This is a genomic window from Streptomyces sp. NPDC037054 (assembly GCF_055606745.1).
Genome location: NZ_JBVJSJ010000020.1, coordinates 20,807 through 36,334, shown reverse-complemented (window position 1 = coordinate 36,334; position 15,528 = coordinate 20,807). Strand labels below are relative to the sequence as shown.

Sequence of the window (15,528 nt, the reverse complement as noted above, 5' to 3'; positions counted from 1 at the left end):
ACAAACGACGCAGGCAACACGCGTCGTTTGTGCGTCGTACAGTGGAGGCACGGGTGTACGGAGGGAAGACGGTGCGAACCGAGCCGGTGACGGCGGTCCGCTGTCCGGTGGACTGACCACCGGCGAGGTGGCCCGGCGTCTGGGGGTGGCTCCCACCACGGTCCGCACATGGGACCGCCGGTACGGGCTGGGGCCGGACGCGCACACGGGTGGCCGGCACCGGCGCTGGACGGCGGCGGACGTGGCGAAGCTGGAGCGGATGTGCGCGTTGACGGCGACCGGGCTGCCGCCGGCCGAGGCGGCCCGCCTCGCGCGCAGCGGGGAACGGTCGGCGGTTCCTCCGTCTCGTTCCGGCGCCGGGCCGGATCGGGCTCAGGCCCGGCGCCGGAGCCGGGCGGGGAGCGGTCTGCAACTCGGCGACGTACGTCAGGAGTGCAGGGGAATCGCCAGGGCCGCCCTGCGTCTGGACGCCGCCGCCCTGGACGAACTGCTGCTCGCCGCGATCGCCGAACACGGACTGGTCGCCGCGTGGACCGAGGTGATCGTGCCGACGCTCCAGGCCGTCGGCCGCAAGTGGGAGACCTCGGGCGAGAAGTACGTCGAGGTCGAGCACTTCCTGTCCTGGCACGTCTCCGGCGCGCTGCGGCGCGCCACGCCCCGCACGGTCGCGGACCGTCCCGGGGCCACCACGGTGCTCGCGTGTGTGCCGGGGGAGAACCACACGCTGCCGTTGGAGGCGCTGTCCGCGGCGCTGACGGAGCGAGGCATGCCGGTGCGGATGTTCGGCGGTGCCCTGCCCGTCGAGTCGCTCGTCGCGACGGTGCGCAGGACCGGGCCTGCCGCGGTGGGCCTGTGGGCGCAGTCCCGCGCCACCGCCAGCCGCCCGCTGGCCCAGCACGTGGCGGCGATGGAGTGGGGAGTGCGCGGAGCCCGTCGCAGGCCGATCGTCCTCACCCTGGGACCCGGCTGGGCGGGGCAGGGGGTGGCCGGTCTCGCGCGTCCGTCGGGGCTTGCCGAGGCGGTCGCCGTCCTGGAGGAGTCGGTGTCGTAGGTGCGTCGTAGTCCGGTCACGTGTCGCAATCCGCCCCGCGCTGGGCCGTGGCGTCCGAGCCATGGCCGCGGGACGTGGTCCGCTGTAGCGGTGGCGACGGCCGTGTCGTGTTCGGCGGGTGCTCTCTCGCCGGGTTCCGGCATCGGGTCTGGCCCGGCCGGTCGCGGGTACTGGACGACACTCGGAGGTGGAGATGGAGGCGGAGCGTACGGGATCGGCTTTCGGCGGCCACGGGAACGGCATCGACCGAGGAGACGTATGAGCGACGAACACCGCGGAGCACCGGTGGTGAGCGACATGCACCGCCGGGCACCGGACGCCGTCGTCGTCGGTGCGGGCCGGGCCGACCTGGCGTGTGCCCTGGACCTGTGCCGGACCGGACGGCGGGTGGCCCTGCCGGAGGCGTCCGACGGCGTGGGCGGCCGGATGCGCGCGGACCGGCGGGACGGATCCCTGCTGGATCGCGGTTTCCAGGTGTTCAACACCTTGGATCCGCAGGTGAACCGGCGCCTGGGACTGCGAAGTCTGCGACTGTGTCCGTTCACGGCGAGCTTCGTCGCCCACACGACGCACGGGCCCGTACGCCTCGCCGCTCCGGCGGCACTCACCGCACGGGACGCCGTGCTGCCCGCGTCCACCGTCCGACGGCGCCGCGACCGCTCCACCTCGGCCGCCCTGTCCGCAGCGGGCATGTCGGACGACGCGATCGCCGACGTCCTGCGGCCGTTCCTGGCGGGCGCGTTCCTGGAGGACCGGCTGAAGACCTCCGCGCGGTTCTTCCACCTGGTCCGGCGCAGCACGGTCTCCGGGACCCTGTGCCTGCCGGCGGACGGATCCGGCGCCGTGCCCGCCCGACCCGCCGACGGCCTGCACGCCGGCGTCCTGCGCCTCGGTACGCCCGTCGCCGGGATCACGGACGCCGGGGCGCTGCTCGGAAACGGGGGCGAGGTGCCGGCCCGGGCCGTCGTGGTGGCGACGGCCCCGGCGACGGCGGCCCGCCTGCTGCCCGACCTGACCGTCCCGGACACCCGCACCGTGACCACCTGCTCCACGGGGGCGACCCCGCTGAGGACGCAGGTGCTGAGAACCGCTCCGGTCGAGCCGACCCTGGCCATGCGCCGGAGCACCGCCCCGGTCTGGCCGGGCGGTCCGTGCCCAGTACGGAGGTGGAGACCAGTGCGGTGCCGGGGGCCGATCCGTACGGCACCGACACGAGCGACTGGCATCAGGTCGCCGCCCGCACGGTCGAGAGCGCGTTGCCCGAGATGCTCCCGGCCTGGCCTCGCAGCCGCACCACCCGCCACGGACCGGGCAGCTACGTGTGCGGGGACCACCGGGCGACCGGTTCGCTGCAGGGCGCCCGGGCATCGGGCGCGCGAGCCGCGCGAGAGGTGGCAGCCGACCTGGCCGTGAGAGAGGGAGCCGCCGCCTCGGGCAGAAGTGGTGCCGCCGGGAGCGAGCGGCGAAAGGCGCATCCGCACACCGCTCCGTCGCCGAAGCAGTGCCGAGTGGACGAACTCGTCGTCCGTGTCCGGGAGTGAGCGTGGAACTGACCGATGCCCGCATCCTGGTGGCCGGTGCCACCGGAGCGCTGGGTGGCGCGATCACCGCCGAGCTGGCCGGCCGGGGCGTGCGGGTGGCCCTGGCCGGACGCGATCCGAGCCGCCTGGCCCGCGCCGCCCGAGCGCATCCTGGCGTCCCGGCCATCCCGTTCGACGCCTATGTGCCCGAGTCGTGTGCGCGTGCCGTCCGCGACGCGTCGGCCGCCCTCGGCGGTCTGGACGCCGTCGTTGTCGCGTTCGGAGCCGTGGCCTTCGGCACGGCGGACGAGGTCGGTGACGAGGTCGCGGAGCATCTGACGGCGGTCAACCACCTCGCGCCCGCCGCGTTCTTCCGCGCCGCGCTCGGCGTCCTGCGGCCCGGTTCGGCCATCGCCGCCGTCACCGGCGTGGTGGCCCAGCGCCCGCAGCCCGCGATGGCCGACTACAGCGCCTCCAAAGCCGCGTTGAGAGCCTGGCTGGACGCCGTACGCCGCGAGACGCGGAGCACTGGTGTCCGGGTCCTGGAGATCCGGCCGGGACATCTCGACACCGGCTTCGCCCGTCGTCCGGTGGTCGGCACCGCCCCACCGCTGCCGCAGGGCGGCGACCCGCGTCACGTGGCCGCCGCCGTCGCGGAGGCGCTGGAGACGGGGGCCGAACTGGTGGCCACGTCGCTGGACGGAACCCCCGTCGTCGAACGGCGGGCCCGGTGACACCGCACTCCACCGAGGGCACCGACGTGATCGTCGTCGGCGGCGGCGCGGCCGGTCTCGGCCTCGCCCACCGGCTGACGGAGACCGGCGACGCCACCGTCACCGTGATCGAGCCGCCGGACGGGCCGCCGCGCCCCCCTGAGCGGACTTGGTGCTACTGGGGGGCGGGCGTCGACGGCCTTGAGGAGGTCGTCTGCGCCACTTGGTCCGTTCTGCGCCTGCACGGCGCCGACGGTCGGCCGACCACCGTCGACCCGGCCCCGTTCACCTACCGCATGGTCCGCTCGACCGACTACGAGCGGCTGGTCCACGGCCACCTGGCACGGTCGGAGGGCGGGCGTCTCCTGCGCGCGACAGCGGAAGCGGTGCGCGACGTGCCCGGCGGCGCGGAGGTCCGCTGCACCCTGCCGAGCGGCCGGCCCCTGGCACTGCGCGCCCGGTGGGTCTTCGACTCACGGCCCCCGCGCTCGCTGCCGCCGGCCCGGACACGGCTGCTCCAGCACTTCCGCGGCTGGTTCGTCCGCACGGACACCGCACGGTTCGATCCGGCCGTCGCCGACCTGATGGACTTCAGGGTGCCCCAACCGGCACACGGGCTCGCCTTCGGGTACGTCCTGCCGCTCACCGCGCACCGCGCTCTCGTGGAGTACACCGAGTTCTCCGCGGGCCGGCTGACCACCGAGGCGTACGAGTCGGCACTCGGTCGCTACTGCCGCGACACCCTCGGGCTCGGTGCGTTCACCGTGGAGCGCACCGAGCAGGGGGCCATCCCCATGACCGACGCCCGCTTTCCGCGGCGGGCCGGTCCCGCCGTCTTCCGGGTCGGCACCGCGGGCGGCGCCACCCGTCCCGCCACCGGCTACACCTTCGCCGCGGTGCAGCGGCAGAGCAGGGCCGTCGCCGACTGGCTGCGCCGGCCGCGCGGGAACGCCCCCGCCCCCCACGGACGACGGGCCCTGGCCATGGACGCGATCCTGCTGCGGGCCCTGGACACCGGGCGGATCGACGGCCCCTCCTTCTTCACCGACCTGTTCCGCCACGTCCCGGCCGAGCGTGTCCTGCGCTTCCTCGACGGCGCCACCTCGCTCCGCGAGGAGTGGGGGATCGGCCTGCGCACCCCCGTCCTGCCGATGCTCCGCACCGCGGTCGGGCTGCCCTTCGTCCCCCGCCGCTCCGAGCACGCCACCAGAAACGGAGAAGACCGCCGATGAGCCTGCTGCGCGACCGCGACCTGACCCGCGCCTTCGACCACGCCTCCCACACCTACGACCGGCTCACCTCCCTCAACCCCGGCTACCGCACCGGCCTGCGGCGCTCGGCCCGCCGCATGCGCCTGCCCGACGAAGGGGCCGGGCTGCACCTGCTCGACCTCGGCTGCGGTACCGGCGCCTCGACGCGCGCCCTGCTCGAAGCCGCCCCCCGGGCCCGGATCACCGCGGTCGACGCGTCGGACGGCATGCTGCGCCGCGCCCTGGCCAAGCCGTGGCCCGCACACGTGAACTTCCTGCACCTGACCGCCGAGGAGGTCGCGCCGGCCGGCGAAGGCCCCTTCGACGCGGTCTTCGCCGCCTACCTGTTCCGCAACGTCACCGACCCGGACGCGGTCCTCGCCAGTGTCCGGACAGTGTTGCGGCCGGGCGGACGGCTCGCCGTCCACGAGTACAGCCTCAGCGGCTCGCGCGTGCACGCCGCGCTGTGGACGGCGGTGTGCCGCGGACTCGTCATCCCCATGGGCACGCTCACCGGCGACCGCGCGCTCTACCGCCACCTCCGGCACAGCGTCGCCGCCTTCGACACCGCCCCCGCCTTCGCGGCCCGCCTGGACCGCGCAGGCTTCACCGGCGTACGCGTCGCCCCCGTCGCCGGATGGCAGAAGGGCATCGTGCACACCTTCCTCGCCCGCAACGGCCCGTCCCCGGCAAGTGGTCCCACGACGACTCCTGCCCCTGCAGGGGAGCACGCCCAGTGACCGCACGCCGTACCGCAGCCGCCCGGCGCGGCCGCGACCGCAAGGCCGAAGTGCTGCTCCCCCCGCCCGGCCGGGACCGTTTCCCGCGCGGGGAGGAGCCGTCCGTCGCGGTGGTCGGCGGTGGAATCGCCGGCCTGGCCGCGGCCACCCTGCTCGCCGAACGCGGCGCCCGCGTGACCCTGTACGAGAAGGAGGCATCGCTCGGCGGACGGCTCTCCGGATGGCACACCCGGCTGACGGACGGCTCCCCGGTCACCATGACCCGCGGCTTCCACGCCTTCTTCCGCCAGTACTACAACCTCCGCGGCCTGCTGCGCCGCACCGACCCCTCCCTCGCGCGGCTCACCCCGCTGCCCGACTACCCCCTGCGGCACAGCGGTGGCCTGACGGACGGCTTCGCCCGCGTCCCGAGGACACCGCCGTTCAGCGCGCTCGGATTCGTCGCCCTCAGTCCCACCTTCGGATGGCGCGACCTCGCCGCCATGGACCCCCGGGCCGCCCTCCCGCTCCTCGACGTGCGCGTGCCCGAGGTCTACGAACGCTTCGACGAGATCACCGCCACCGCCTTCCTGGAGGGCATCCGCTTCCCGGAGGCCGCGCACCACCTGGCGTTCGAGGTGTTCTCCCGCAGCTTCTTCGCCGATCCGCGTGAGCTGTCCGCAGCCGAACTGCTGCTGATGTTCCACATCTACTTCCTCGGATCGGCCGAGGGCCTGCTCTTCGACGTGCCGGGCGAGCCCTTTCCCCAGGCGCTCTGGGACCCCCTCGGCGACTACCTCCAGCGCCTCGGCGCCGACATCCGCACGGGCACGCCCGTGCACGGCGTGCTCCCCGACGGCGACGCCCTCGACGCCCGCGACGAAGGAGCGCACGTGCTCACCGACGCCGGCACCGGGCACCACGACGCCGTGGTGCTGGCCCTCGATCCCGGGCGACTTCGCCGGATCGTCGGAGCGTCACCCGGCCTGGGCACCTCCGGCTGGCGCGAGAACGTCGCCGCCCTGCGCACCGCACCGCCCTTCCTCGTCTCCCGGCTCTGGCTCGACCGGCCGGTGCACGCCGACCGGCCGGGATTCCTCGGCACCAGCGGCTACGGCGGTCTGGACAACGTCAGCGTCCTGGAACGGTACGAGGGCGAGGCCGCCCGCTGGGCCGCGCGGACCGGCGGATCGGTGGTGGAACTGCACGCCTACGCCGTCGACCCCTCCGTGGCCTCCGCTGAACCGGAGAAGGTGCGGGACATGCTCGTCGACCGGCTGCACCGGGTGTACCCGGAGACCCGTGGGGCGCGTGTCGTCGACGCCCGGCACGAGTGGCGGTCGGACTGCCCGCTCTTCCCGGTCGGTTCCCACCACCGGCGTCCCACCGTACGGACGCCCCACTCGTGGCTGACGCTGGCCGGCGACGCCATCCGCTGCGACCTGCCCGTCGCCCTCATGGAACGGGCCGCCACCACCGGCTTCCTGGCGGCGAACGCGCTGCTCGCCGACCGGGGCGTGCGCGGCCAGGTGCTGTGGACCGTCCCCCGCGCGGGACGGTCCCCCCTCCTGCGGGCGCTCGGAGCCGTCGCGGGACGCCGCTCGTCTGCCTGACCGACGCCTGGCCGCCGTAGGGTCAGCCGGGGAACCGCCCGGTGCTGCGCAGCGCCCACCGGCGTTCGGCGTAGGCCAGGTCGTCGCGCCACAGGCGCCCGGCCGTACGGCGCATCAACGGGCGCAGCACGGGGGCGGCAGCCCGCGCGAGCGCGAAGCCGGGCCGGGCCGACGCGGCGACGACCGCCTCGACCACGGCGGTGCGCGGACGCGCGTGCCCCACTCCTGTCAGCGGGGTCGCGTGTGTCTCCACCACGGAGGTGGCCCCCTCCCCGTCGGTGATGCGCATGACGACCGTGCGCGGCTCCGGCGCCGTGAACTCGGCCCGCACCGGCACCACCAGGCGCCCGGCCACCCGGAAGGAGACGTCGACGACGAAGGCGTCGTCCTCCTCGCTCCGCGGCTCGCGAGCCACCGTCAGGTCGACGAACGAGTACGGGTGGAACCACGAGCCGTGCCACGGGTCGAGCCGGTTGGCCACCACGTCCTGCGGCTCGCACCGCCCCACAGCCGTGAACACCGCGTCGACCCCACGGCCCGCCGCGGGCCGCACGGGCACCGCGGGACGGTCGGTGGGCTCCTCGCCGCCCACCTCGTCCAGCCTGACCCAGACGAGTACGCCGTCGTCGTGCACGGGGAACGGTTCCCAGCCGGCGGTGGCGGAACCGTCCAGGGCGAGGCCGTGCCAGTGGCACACCAGCGTGCCGCACGCCGCCACCCGGCTCTCACGCAGGGGCGCGCCCAGGTGCGGGCAGACACCGGGACCCGCGCGCAGCTCACCGGTCTTCGAGCGCCACAGCACGACCTCCACGCCGGCCACGGTCCTGCCGTGGGGGCGGCCTTCCGCGCGCAGCCGACGGGAGGCACCGACGACGAACCAGTTGCCGGACGGACGGGCCGACGCCCGCTTGAGCGCCTCGGCGATCAGCGCTGGTCGCGCCTGGCGCCAGGTCGGTGGCTGCGCCGCCCAGTCCGGGTTGGCCCGCCTGAGCCGCAACGGCGGTGTCCAGCGCTTCCCGCCCATCCGCCCACTCACCGCACAGGCCCCTTCCGTCCGACTGCCGGACCGCCCGCCGTGTCCGTCCGAGGCGGGGCGTCCGTACGCCACCGGGCACCGGCCACGCGCACCACCCCGGCCGCCGCGACCGCCGCACGCCGCCGGCGCGACACCACGGCACGGCGGTGCAGCACGGTGTAGTCCTGCTCGGCGATCGCGTCGAGGATCCCGCCGTAGAGGGTGAACGCGGCGCGGATGCAGGGACGCACCCGCGGATCGAGCATGGCGATGCCCGGCTCCGCCGTCCGGTACACGCCTCTCGTCATGGCCTCCGCCGCGACGAGAGCGGCGCGGATCCGGCGGTCGTCGCGCCCGGTGCGCCTGCTCCACTCCAGGAGGGGCCTGTCCACACCGTGCGCGGCGAGCAGATCGCCGGGCAGGTAGACGCGGCCCCGGTCGAGGTCCTCGCCCACGTCCCGCAGGAAGTTGGTGAGCTGGAACGCCACCCCGAGCGCCGCCGCGTGCGGCGCCGCCTCCTCCCGGTCCGTGACCGTGCCGAGGACCGGCAGCATCTGCAGGCCGATCACCGCCGCCGAACCGTGCACGTAGCCCTGAAGATCGGCGTACGTGGCGTAGTGGGTCACGGTCAGGTCGGCGCGCATCGAGGACAGGAAGTCGGCGAACAGCACGGGGGCGATGTCGTACCGGGCGGCGGTGTCGGCGACGGCCCGGACCACCGGTTCGGCGCCGGCACCGGATCGCAGCCCGCTCGCGAGGTCGCTCTCCAGCCGGCGCAACTGCCGGTCGCGTTCCTCGGGCGTCCGGTGCCGGCCGAGGTCGTCCACGATGTCGTCGGCCCGGCGGGCGAAGCCGTACAGGGCGTGCACGGCGGAGCGGCGTTCGAGCGGTAGCAGGCGGGTGGCCAGGAAGTAGGTCTTGCCGTGCCGGGCGTTGAGCCGTCGGCACTCGGCGTAGGCGGCGCGCAGCGCGGGACCGGTGATCCCAGCGGCGTCCAGTTCACGACGGGTCATCGGCACCTGCCGGGGCCAGGGCGGAAGGCGTGGCGGGAGCGGCCAGGGGCCGGCGCGCCCTGGCGGGCCGGCGACCGGTGCCGCCGGTGACGCGGGCGGCGGCGAGTTTGCCGCTGATCAGGACGGTCGGAACGCCGACGCCCGGAGTGGTCCCGCAGCCCGCGAGCACCACGTTGTCCAGTCCTCGTACGAGGTTGCGCGGGCGGAACGGCCCGGTCTGGGCGAACGTGTGGGAGACCGAGAAGGGGCTGCCGGCCGCATGGCCCTGCCTCGCCCAGTCGAGCGGCGTCACCAGGAGTTCCTCCTCGACGCTGTCCGCGAAGCCGTCCAGGCCCCGGCGCTCCAGCTCGGCGACCAGGCGGTCGCGGTAGCGGGGGCCCAGGTCCCGCCAACCGGTGGCGGCGGGACCGACCGCGGTGTTGGGGCAGGGGGCGAGGACGTAGTGGAGGTGGCGCCCCGGGGGTGCGAGGGAGGGATCGTGCGCGGTGGGGCGGGTGATCAGGAGGGAGGGGTCGCTCATCGGCTCGCCCGTGCGGGTCAGCTCGTCGAAGGTGCGCTCCCACGCGGCGCCGAAGGAGAGGGTGTGGTGGGCGAGGTGAGGCCAGGTGCGGTCGGTGCCCGCGTGCAGGATGACGGCGGACGGTGAGTGGCGCAGTCGCACCGGCCGCCGGGGCGTCCGTTCCAGCAGCCCGTAGGCGGCGGGCAGCTCACACGTGAGCACCACCGCGTCGCAGGGGATGCGCTCGCCGCTGGCCAGGTGGACGGCCCGCACGCGGCCCGCCGAGCGCTCCAGGCCGCTCACCTCGGCGTCCCAGCGCAGGCCGGCACCGGCGTCCGCCGCCGCGTCGGCCATGGCGCGGGGGAGGGCGTGCATGCCGCCCTTCGGGAACCAGACGCCGGCCACGGTGTCCATGTACGCGATCACCGCGTAGGCCGCGAGCGCGCGGGCCGGGGCGACGCCGGCGTACAGCGCCTGGAAGGAGAAGACGCGGCGCAGGCGTTCGTCGGAGAGGAAGCGGCCGATGCGGCCGTCCAGCCGTCCGAATCCGCCCAGTGCCGCCAGCCGGGCCAGATCCGGGTGCAGCAGCTGGAACGGCGAGTCGAAGTTCGTGTCGATGAAACGGCGCATCTGCGCCCGGTACAGACGTTCCAGCCACCGTCGCAGATCCCGGTAACCGGCCGCCTCCGCCGGTCCGGCGAAGCGGCGCACCTCCGCCTCCATCGCCTCCCCGTCGGTGTGCACGTCGAGCGAGGAACCGTCCGCGAAGCAGGCGCGATAGGCCGGGTCCAGGGCCGTCAGAGTGACACGGCGGTGCAGGCTGTCGCCGACGGCGGCGAACGCCTCGTCGGCCAGGTGCGGCATGGTCAGCACCGTGGGCCCGGTGTCCAGCTCGTAGCCACCCAGCCGGACGCGACCGGCCCGGCCGCCGGGACCCGCGTCCCGCTCGACGACGGTGACCCGGCGGCCCGCACCCAGCAGGTGCAGCGCGCAGGCCAGTCCGGACAGTCCGGCACCCACTACGACGACATGGTCGGTCCGACCCGGAATGCCTTTCACGCGACCTCCTCCGTCCGGTGCGCGGCCACGCCGGTGGCGCGTTCCACCAGTGCGGCGAACTCGCGGCGTACGGCAGGGTGGGCGCCGGCGCGCTCGAAGTGGCCGAGGCCCGTCTCGGCCAGTTCCTCGATCTTCGCCTCCACGAGGTCCCGGGCGCCGGTGCGTTCGAGTGCCGCCCGCACGCGCCGCACGGCGTGCTCGGACCGCGGGTCCGCGTCCGGCGCGAGCGTCGCGGCGGCCAGGTGGTCGTCGGTGGCGTCGGCCAGTCGCAGGGCGACGGCGAGGAGGTAGGTCAGCTTGCGGGAGCGCAAATCGTCGTCGGCCGGCTTGCCGGTCCGCGCCGGGTCGCCGAAGGCTCCGAGCAGGTCGTCCCGGAGCTGGAAGGCCAGCCCGGCGCACCGGCCGGCCGCCCGCAGGGCCTCCACCACGTACGCGTCGGCCCCGGCCAGCGAGGCACCGAGCGCGAGGGGCCGGGCGACGGTGTACAGGGCACTCTTGAGCGTGGCGATGGCCAGCGCCTCGTCGACACCCGAGGATCGAGCGGCCTCGGCGTGCAGGTCGCGGTACTGCCCGGCGACCATCTCGGTGCGCATCGCCCGCCACTCCTCGTGCAGGCGCCGGCCGTGCGGCGTGCCGAGCGCCGTCTCCGTCAGCAGATCGTCCGCCCAGGCCAGCGCCAAGTCGCCGGCGAGCACGGCGGCCGACGTCCCGAAGGCCTCCGCGGATCCGCGCATGCCCGCCGCCCAGTGCGCACGCGCGAGTTCGACGTGCAGGGCCGCGCCGCCCCTGCGCCGCACGGAGCCGTCCATCACGTCGTCGTGCACGAGGGCGCAGGCCTGGAGCAGTTCGAGGGCGGCTCCCGTGCGCAGCACCGCGGTGGCGTCCCCCGTGCCGCCGGCGGCGCGCCAGCCGCAGTGGGCGAACGCCGTACGGAGCCGTTTGCCGCCCCGCCCGACCAGGGCGGCCAGCCGGGTGGCCAGCTCCCGGGCGAAGACCGGGTCGACCGCGCGGCACTCACGCAGTCGCTCGTCGAGGATCTGCCGGAGCACGGCGCCGGCGGCCTCGGTAGCCTCGGACGCGGTCAGCAGCTCGTCGACGTGGTCGGCCGGTGGGGCCACCGCCGGCGGCAGTCCAGGCATGCGCAACCCCTTCTCACTCTCGGTCATCCGCACGGCAGTGCTTCCGCCGGGTGCCCCTGTACGGATGCACTGATTCCTGCCGGTCGCACGCCGGTGCCCGACGGACGTCACCTCACCGGGCCACCGCCGCCATGTCGCTGATGGCAGCGTGTCATTCGGCGCGTGCCCCTGTTGACGTACGTCCGCGTTGAGCAGGTCGTGCCCCCGCCGGACCCGGCGGGGGAAGTCCTCCTGCCGCCGCTTCGCGCAGTGGCCGTCCGTCCACTGCGCGAAGTCGGCCTTCGGGACGAGGAACCCGCGGGCGGGGCCCACCGCCACGCGCGGGAAGGACCGCACCAGGCGGAGAGCCACGTGCGAGGTGGGGCGGTGGACACCGACCGGGCGCCCGCCTGCCGCCCGGCCGAGGTCGTCGTCGCGGTAGGTGCCGGCACGCACGTGGGTGACGCGGTCTCCGGGTCCGGCTGCGCGGTGGCGCATCGCTGACAGCACGTGGTGGGCCTCGGCCCGGTGGAAGCGGCGCCGTCGGAACGCGGAGCGGGCCTCGGTCATGAGCCGGGGCGTGTCGCGGCCGGGCCCGTCCTCGCCCGGTTCGAGGAAGTCCGGGCCGGGCTGGTCGCCGAAGAGCCAGTGCACGAGAGGTCGTCTCCTCAGTCGCGGCCGCGGGCGTGCCTGAAGCGTGCGAGCCCGTCGGCGAGGTCGACGACCGGCTCCGGATAGTCGAGCGCGGAGCGTTCCTCCGTCGTCAGGCGCCAGGGCTCTTGCACCCTCCTGCCGTCCACGTCGCCGAGTTCCGGGACCCAGCGGCGCACGTAGGTACCGTCCGGGTCGAACCGCCTGGCCTGGACGAGGGGGTTGAGCACCCGGTGGGGGCGGGTGTCGGTGCCGGTACCGGCGACCCACTGCCAGTTCATCTGGTTGTTGACGACGTCGCCGTCCACGAGGAGGTCCAGGAAGTGCCGGGCGCCGATCCGCCAGTCGACGTACAGCGTCTTGGTCAGGAAGCTCGCCACCAGCAGGCGCGCCCGGTTGTGCATCCAGCCCTCGTGGCGCAGCTGACGCATCGCCGCGTCGACGACCGGATATCCCGTACGTCCCTCCCGCCACGCGGCGATGTCCTCGGCCGCCTCCTCCTCGTCCCGCCACCGGTCGTGGCGGGTACGGTAGTCCTCGGTCGACGCCCCGGGCCGCGCCGCCAGCACCTGGTGGTGGAAGTCCCGCCAGCACAGCTGACGCACGAACGCCTCCGCGCCCGGCCCGCCGTGCGTCCGGGACCGCTGGACGAGTTCCACGGGGGACAGCGCTCCGAAGTGCAGGTACGGCGAGAGCCGGGACGTGCCGTCACCCGCCAGGTTGTCGTGCCGGTCCTCGTAACGGGACAGCCCGGAACGCGACCACCGCGCGAACCGGTCGCGCCCGGCCGTCTCGCCCCCGGTCGGCAGACCGGGCGACGTACCGGACACGTCCGCGCGGTCGGGCAGCCGCTCGCCGCGCACTCCGCCTGGGACGCGCACGGTGCGCGGCGCGGCCAGGGGCTTCCTCAGCGCCTCCTGGGACCAGCGGCGGAAGAACGGGGTGAACACGGCGAAGTGGTCGGAGCCGGAGGGTGTCACCGCTCCCGCGGCGACAGCGGTGATCACCGCCTCGTGCACGCGCAGGGCCACACCGTCGCCGCCGAGTGCCTCGCGCAGCCGCTGCTCACGGCGGTGGGCGTACGCGGTGACGCCTGCGGCCATGTGCACCTCGCTGGCCCCGCACTCTGCGGCGACCGCGCGGACCTCCCGGACGACCGGCCCGTCGCGGATCACGAGCCGGCCACCGCGGCGGCGCAGCGAGGCGTCGAGGTCACCCAGGCAGTCGGCGAAAAAGGCTCTCCGATTGGGCGCGTCGAAGCCCGCCGCACGGATGCCGGGGTCGAGCACGAACAGCGGCACCACCTCGTCCGCCGCCTTCAGCGCGGCGTGCAGCGGAGGATGGTCGTGCAGACGAAGGTCCGAGGTGAACAGGACGACCGCGACGGTCATGGAGTCACTCCTGGTGCAGTGGTACGCCGTGATACCTGAACGGGTGCTATCGCTCCGCACTTCGTCGGGGACGCCCGCGCCGGATGCGCCGTGCGCGCCGGTCACTCCTCCGCGCGGTCAGCCCTTTCGCGGCGGCCTGGGCGATGTTGCGGGCCATGCCGCCGAAGACGACGGCATGGAACGGGGAGACGGCCCACCAGTAGACGTGGCCGAAGAGCCCTCGCGGGTGGAACAGCGCCCGCTGCCGGTAGGCGGTACCGCCGTTCGCATCCGTCTCGACGTACATCTCCAGCCAGGCCAGTCCCGGCAGCCGCATCTCCGCGCGCAGCCGCAGCAGCCGTACCGGCTCGATCTCCTCGACGCGCCAGAAGTCCAGCGAGTCGCCCACCCGCAGGCGCTCCGCGTCCCGGCGTCCGCGGCGAAGGCCGACACCGCCGACGAACCGGTCCAGCCAGCCGCGGACCGCCCAGGCCAGCGGGAAGGAGTACCAGCCGTTGTCACCGCCGATGCCCTCCACCACCTTCCACAGCGCCTCCGGGGAAGCGTCGACCGGCAGTCGCCGTTCGTCCTCGTAGAGGCTGCCGCCGGCCCAGTCGGGGTCGGTGGGGAGGGGGTCACTGGGGGCTCCCGGCACGGAGGCGGACGACCAGCGCGTGGCGACCTGCGCCTCCCGGACCCGCCGCAGGGCCAGCGCCAGCGCCTCGTCGAACGGCAGGGGGCGGTCCGGGGCGTCGGGGACGTACCGGGCGATGTCGTGCTCCTGGCAGACCACCTCATGGCGCAGCGACTCCGTCAGGGGCCGTGCGATGGACGCCGGGACCGGTGTCACCAGGCCGACCCAGTGGCTGGACAGCCGCGGGGTGAGGACCGGTACCGGCACGATGACCCGCCGTCGGAGCCCGGCGACGGCCGCGTAGCGGCGCATCATCTCGCGGTAGGTGAGCACGTCCGGTCCGCCGACGTCGAAGGCCCGGTTCACGTCGTCCGGCATGGTGGCCGAGCCGACCAGGTAGCGCAGCACGTCGCCCACGCCGATGGGCTGGGTGCGGGTGTGCACCCAACTGGGTGTCACCATGACGGGCAGCCGCTCGGTCAGGTAGCGCAGCATCTCGAACGACGCCGACCCCGAGCCGATCACGACCGCGGCCCTCAGAACGGTGGCGGGGACCTGGGAGTCGAGGAAGATCCGCCCCACCTCCGCGCGTGAACGCAGGTGCGGGGAGAGCGACTGCTCGGGGACGTCCCGCGGCGTGAGACCGCCCAGGTAGACGATCCGGCGGACGCCCGCCTCACGCGCCTCCCGCGCGAAGACGCGTGCCGCCCTGCGGTCGGTGTCCTCGAAGTCCGCACCCGTTCCGAGGGCGTGCACCAGGTAGAAGGCGACATCGACACCGCGCATCGCCTCGGCGAGCGAACGCGGGTCGGTGACGTCCCCCCGCGCAGTCTCCACATCCGCCGCCCAGGGCTGGTCACGCAGCTTGGCGGGGGAGCGGGCCAGGCAGCGCACCCGGTGACCGGCCTCCAGCAACTCGGGCACCAGGCGCCCGCCGATGTACCCGGACGCGCCGGTCACCAGACAGTGCAGCCGCTCCGCACCCCGCACTCCGTTCGGCACCACGATCCTGCCCCTTCTTCCTGCTCACCGTCCTACCGACCGATCATGGGTGCCACGGCGTCACCACGCCCGTCGAGGCCGGGCCGCCATCGGCCACCGGCCGCCGCCAACGAGGCCGGACCGTCACTGGCCACCGGCCGCCGCCACCTGGAACCAGGAGGCGGGTGCCCGGGAGCCGGCCGGTTCCACCGAGGTGTCGGCCGGAGCACCGCGCAAAGCACCGGTGCACGCCGCCACGCCTCCCGCGAGCCGGATCATCGCGGCAGCCGCCGTCTCCGGGCGCGGGCCGCGCCGGGTGAAC

At 74.8% G+C, this 15,528-nt stretch carries 11 protein-coding genes and 1 pseudogene; 6 read left to right on the top strand and 6 right to left on the bottom strand.

Annotated elements, in window-relative coordinates:
- The first annotated feature begins 145 nt into the window (after positions 1-145).
- The 6 genes and pseudogenes from ACZ7D7_RS32950 to ACZ7D7_RS32925 all read left to right on the top strand — a co-directional run bounded on the left by ACZ7D7_RS32950 (position 146) and on the right by ACZ7D7_RS32925 (position 6,866).
- A complete protein-coding gene (locus ACZ7D7_RS32950) occupies positions 146-1,051 on the top strand; it encodes a B12-binding domain-containing protein (RefSeq protein WP_470829142.1) in 906 nt (301 codons plus the stop codon).
- A gap of 288 nt (positions 1,052-1,339) precedes the next feature.
- A pseudogene (locus tag ACZ7D7_RS32945) lies at positions 1,340-2,460 on the top strand (FAD-dependent oxidoreductase); the annotation flags it as partial.
- A 134-nt stretch (positions 2,461-2,594) separates the two neighbouring features.
- Positions 2,595-3,305, top strand: coding sequence for an SDR family NAD(P)-dependent oxidoreductase (locus tag ACZ7D7_RS32940; protein ID WP_470829141.1), 711 nt, complete (start codon positions 2,595-2,597; stop codon positions 3,303-3,305).
- Positions 3,302-4,516, top strand: a complete 1,215-nt coding sequence (locus ACZ7D7_RS32935; RefSeq protein WP_470829140.1) for a lycopene cyclase family protein — start codon at positions 3,302-3,304, stop codon at positions 4,514-4,516. The genes ACZ7D7_RS32940 and ACZ7D7_RS32935 overlap by 4 nt, the downstream gene beginning before the upstream one ends.
- Positions 4,513-5,274 carry a class I SAM-dependent methyltransferase gene (locus tag ACZ7D7_RS32930; RefSeq protein ID WP_470829139.1) on the top strand — a complete coding sequence of 254 codons (762 nt, stop codon included), beginning with the start codon at positions 4,513-4,515 and terminating at the stop codon, positions 5,272-5,274. Before ACZ7D7_RS32935 ends, ACZ7D7_RS32930 begins: the two co-directional genes overlap by 4 nt.
- Complete coding sequence (locus ACZ7D7_RS32925) at positions 5,271-6,866, top strand: FAD-dependent oxidoreductase (protein ID WP_470829137.1); 1,596 nt, start codon at positions 5,271-5,273, stop codon at positions 6,864-6,866. Before ACZ7D7_RS32930 ends, ACZ7D7_RS32925 begins: the two co-directional genes overlap by 4 nt.
- A gap of 22 nt (positions 6,867-6,888) precedes the next feature.
- On the opposite strand, the gene ACZ7D7_RS32920 is transcribed toward ACZ7D7_RS32925, so the two are convergent.
- The 6 genes from ACZ7D7_RS32920 to ACZ7D7_RS32895 form a co-directional block, all read right to left on the bottom strand.
- The gene (locus tag ACZ7D7_RS32920; RefSeq protein ID WP_470829135.1) at positions 6,889-7,902 is read right to left on the bottom strand and encodes a DUF5914 domain-containing protein; all 1,014 of its coding nucleotides are present in this window, start codon (positions 7,900-7,902) and stop codon (positions 6,889-6,891) included.
- On the bottom strand, positions 7,899-8,894 hold the full coding sequence (locus tag ACZ7D7_RS32915; RefSeq protein WP_470829133.1) for a phytoene/squalene synthase family protein: 996 nt from the start codon (positions 8,892-8,894) through the stop codon (positions 7,899-7,901). The genes ACZ7D7_RS32920 and ACZ7D7_RS32915 overlap by 4 nt, the downstream gene beginning before the upstream one ends.
- Positions 8,881-10,443 carry a phytoene desaturase gene (locus ACZ7D7_RS32910; protein WP_470829178.1) on the bottom strand — a complete coding sequence of 521 codons (1,563 nt, stop codon included), beginning with the start codon at positions 10,441-10,443 and terminating at the stop codon, positions 8,881-8,883. The genes ACZ7D7_RS32915 and ACZ7D7_RS32910 overlap by 14 nt, the downstream gene beginning before the upstream one ends.
- Positions 10,444-10,448: 5 nt before the next feature.
- Positions 10,449-11,591 carry a polyprenyl synthetase family protein gene (locus ACZ7D7_RS32905; RefSeq protein WP_470829177.1) on the bottom strand — a complete coding sequence of 381 codons (1,143 nt, stop codon included), beginning with the start codon at positions 11,589-11,591 and terminating at the stop codon, positions 10,449-10,451.
- A 647-nt stretch (positions 11,592-12,238) separates the two neighbouring features.
- Positions 12,239-13,612 carry a cryptochrome/photolyase family protein gene (locus tag ACZ7D7_RS32900; protein ID WP_470829131.1) on the bottom strand — a complete coding sequence of 458 codons (1,374 nt, stop codon included), beginning with the start codon at positions 13,610-13,612 and terminating at the stop codon, positions 12,239-12,241.
- A 46-nt stretch (positions 13,613-13,658) separates the two neighbouring features.
- Entirely contained in the window at positions 13,659-15,230 is a 1,572-nt protein-coding gene (locus ACZ7D7_RS32895) for an SDR family oxidoreductase (protein ID WP_470829130.1), read from the bottom strand.
- Between the last annotated feature and the right edge of the window lie 298 nt (positions 15,231-15,528).

Coding starts and splice junctions, on each gene's coding strand:
- ACZ7D7_RS32930 (WP_470829139.1), top strand. CDS start 4,513: ATGAGCCTGCTGCGCGACCGCGACCTGACCCGCGCCTTCGACCACGCC.
- ACZ7D7_RS32915 (WP_470829133.1), bottom strand. CDS start 8,894: ATGACCCGTCGTGAACTGGACGCCGCTGGGATCACCGGTCCCGCGCTG.
- ACZ7D7_RS32905 (WP_470829177.1), bottom strand. CDS start 11,591: ATGCCTGGACTGCCGCCGGCGGTGGCCCCACCGGCCGACCACGTCGAC.
- ACZ7D7_RS32900 (WP_470829131.1), bottom strand. CDS start 13,612: ATGACCGTCGCGGTCGTCCTGTTCACCTCGGACCTTCGTCTGCACGAC.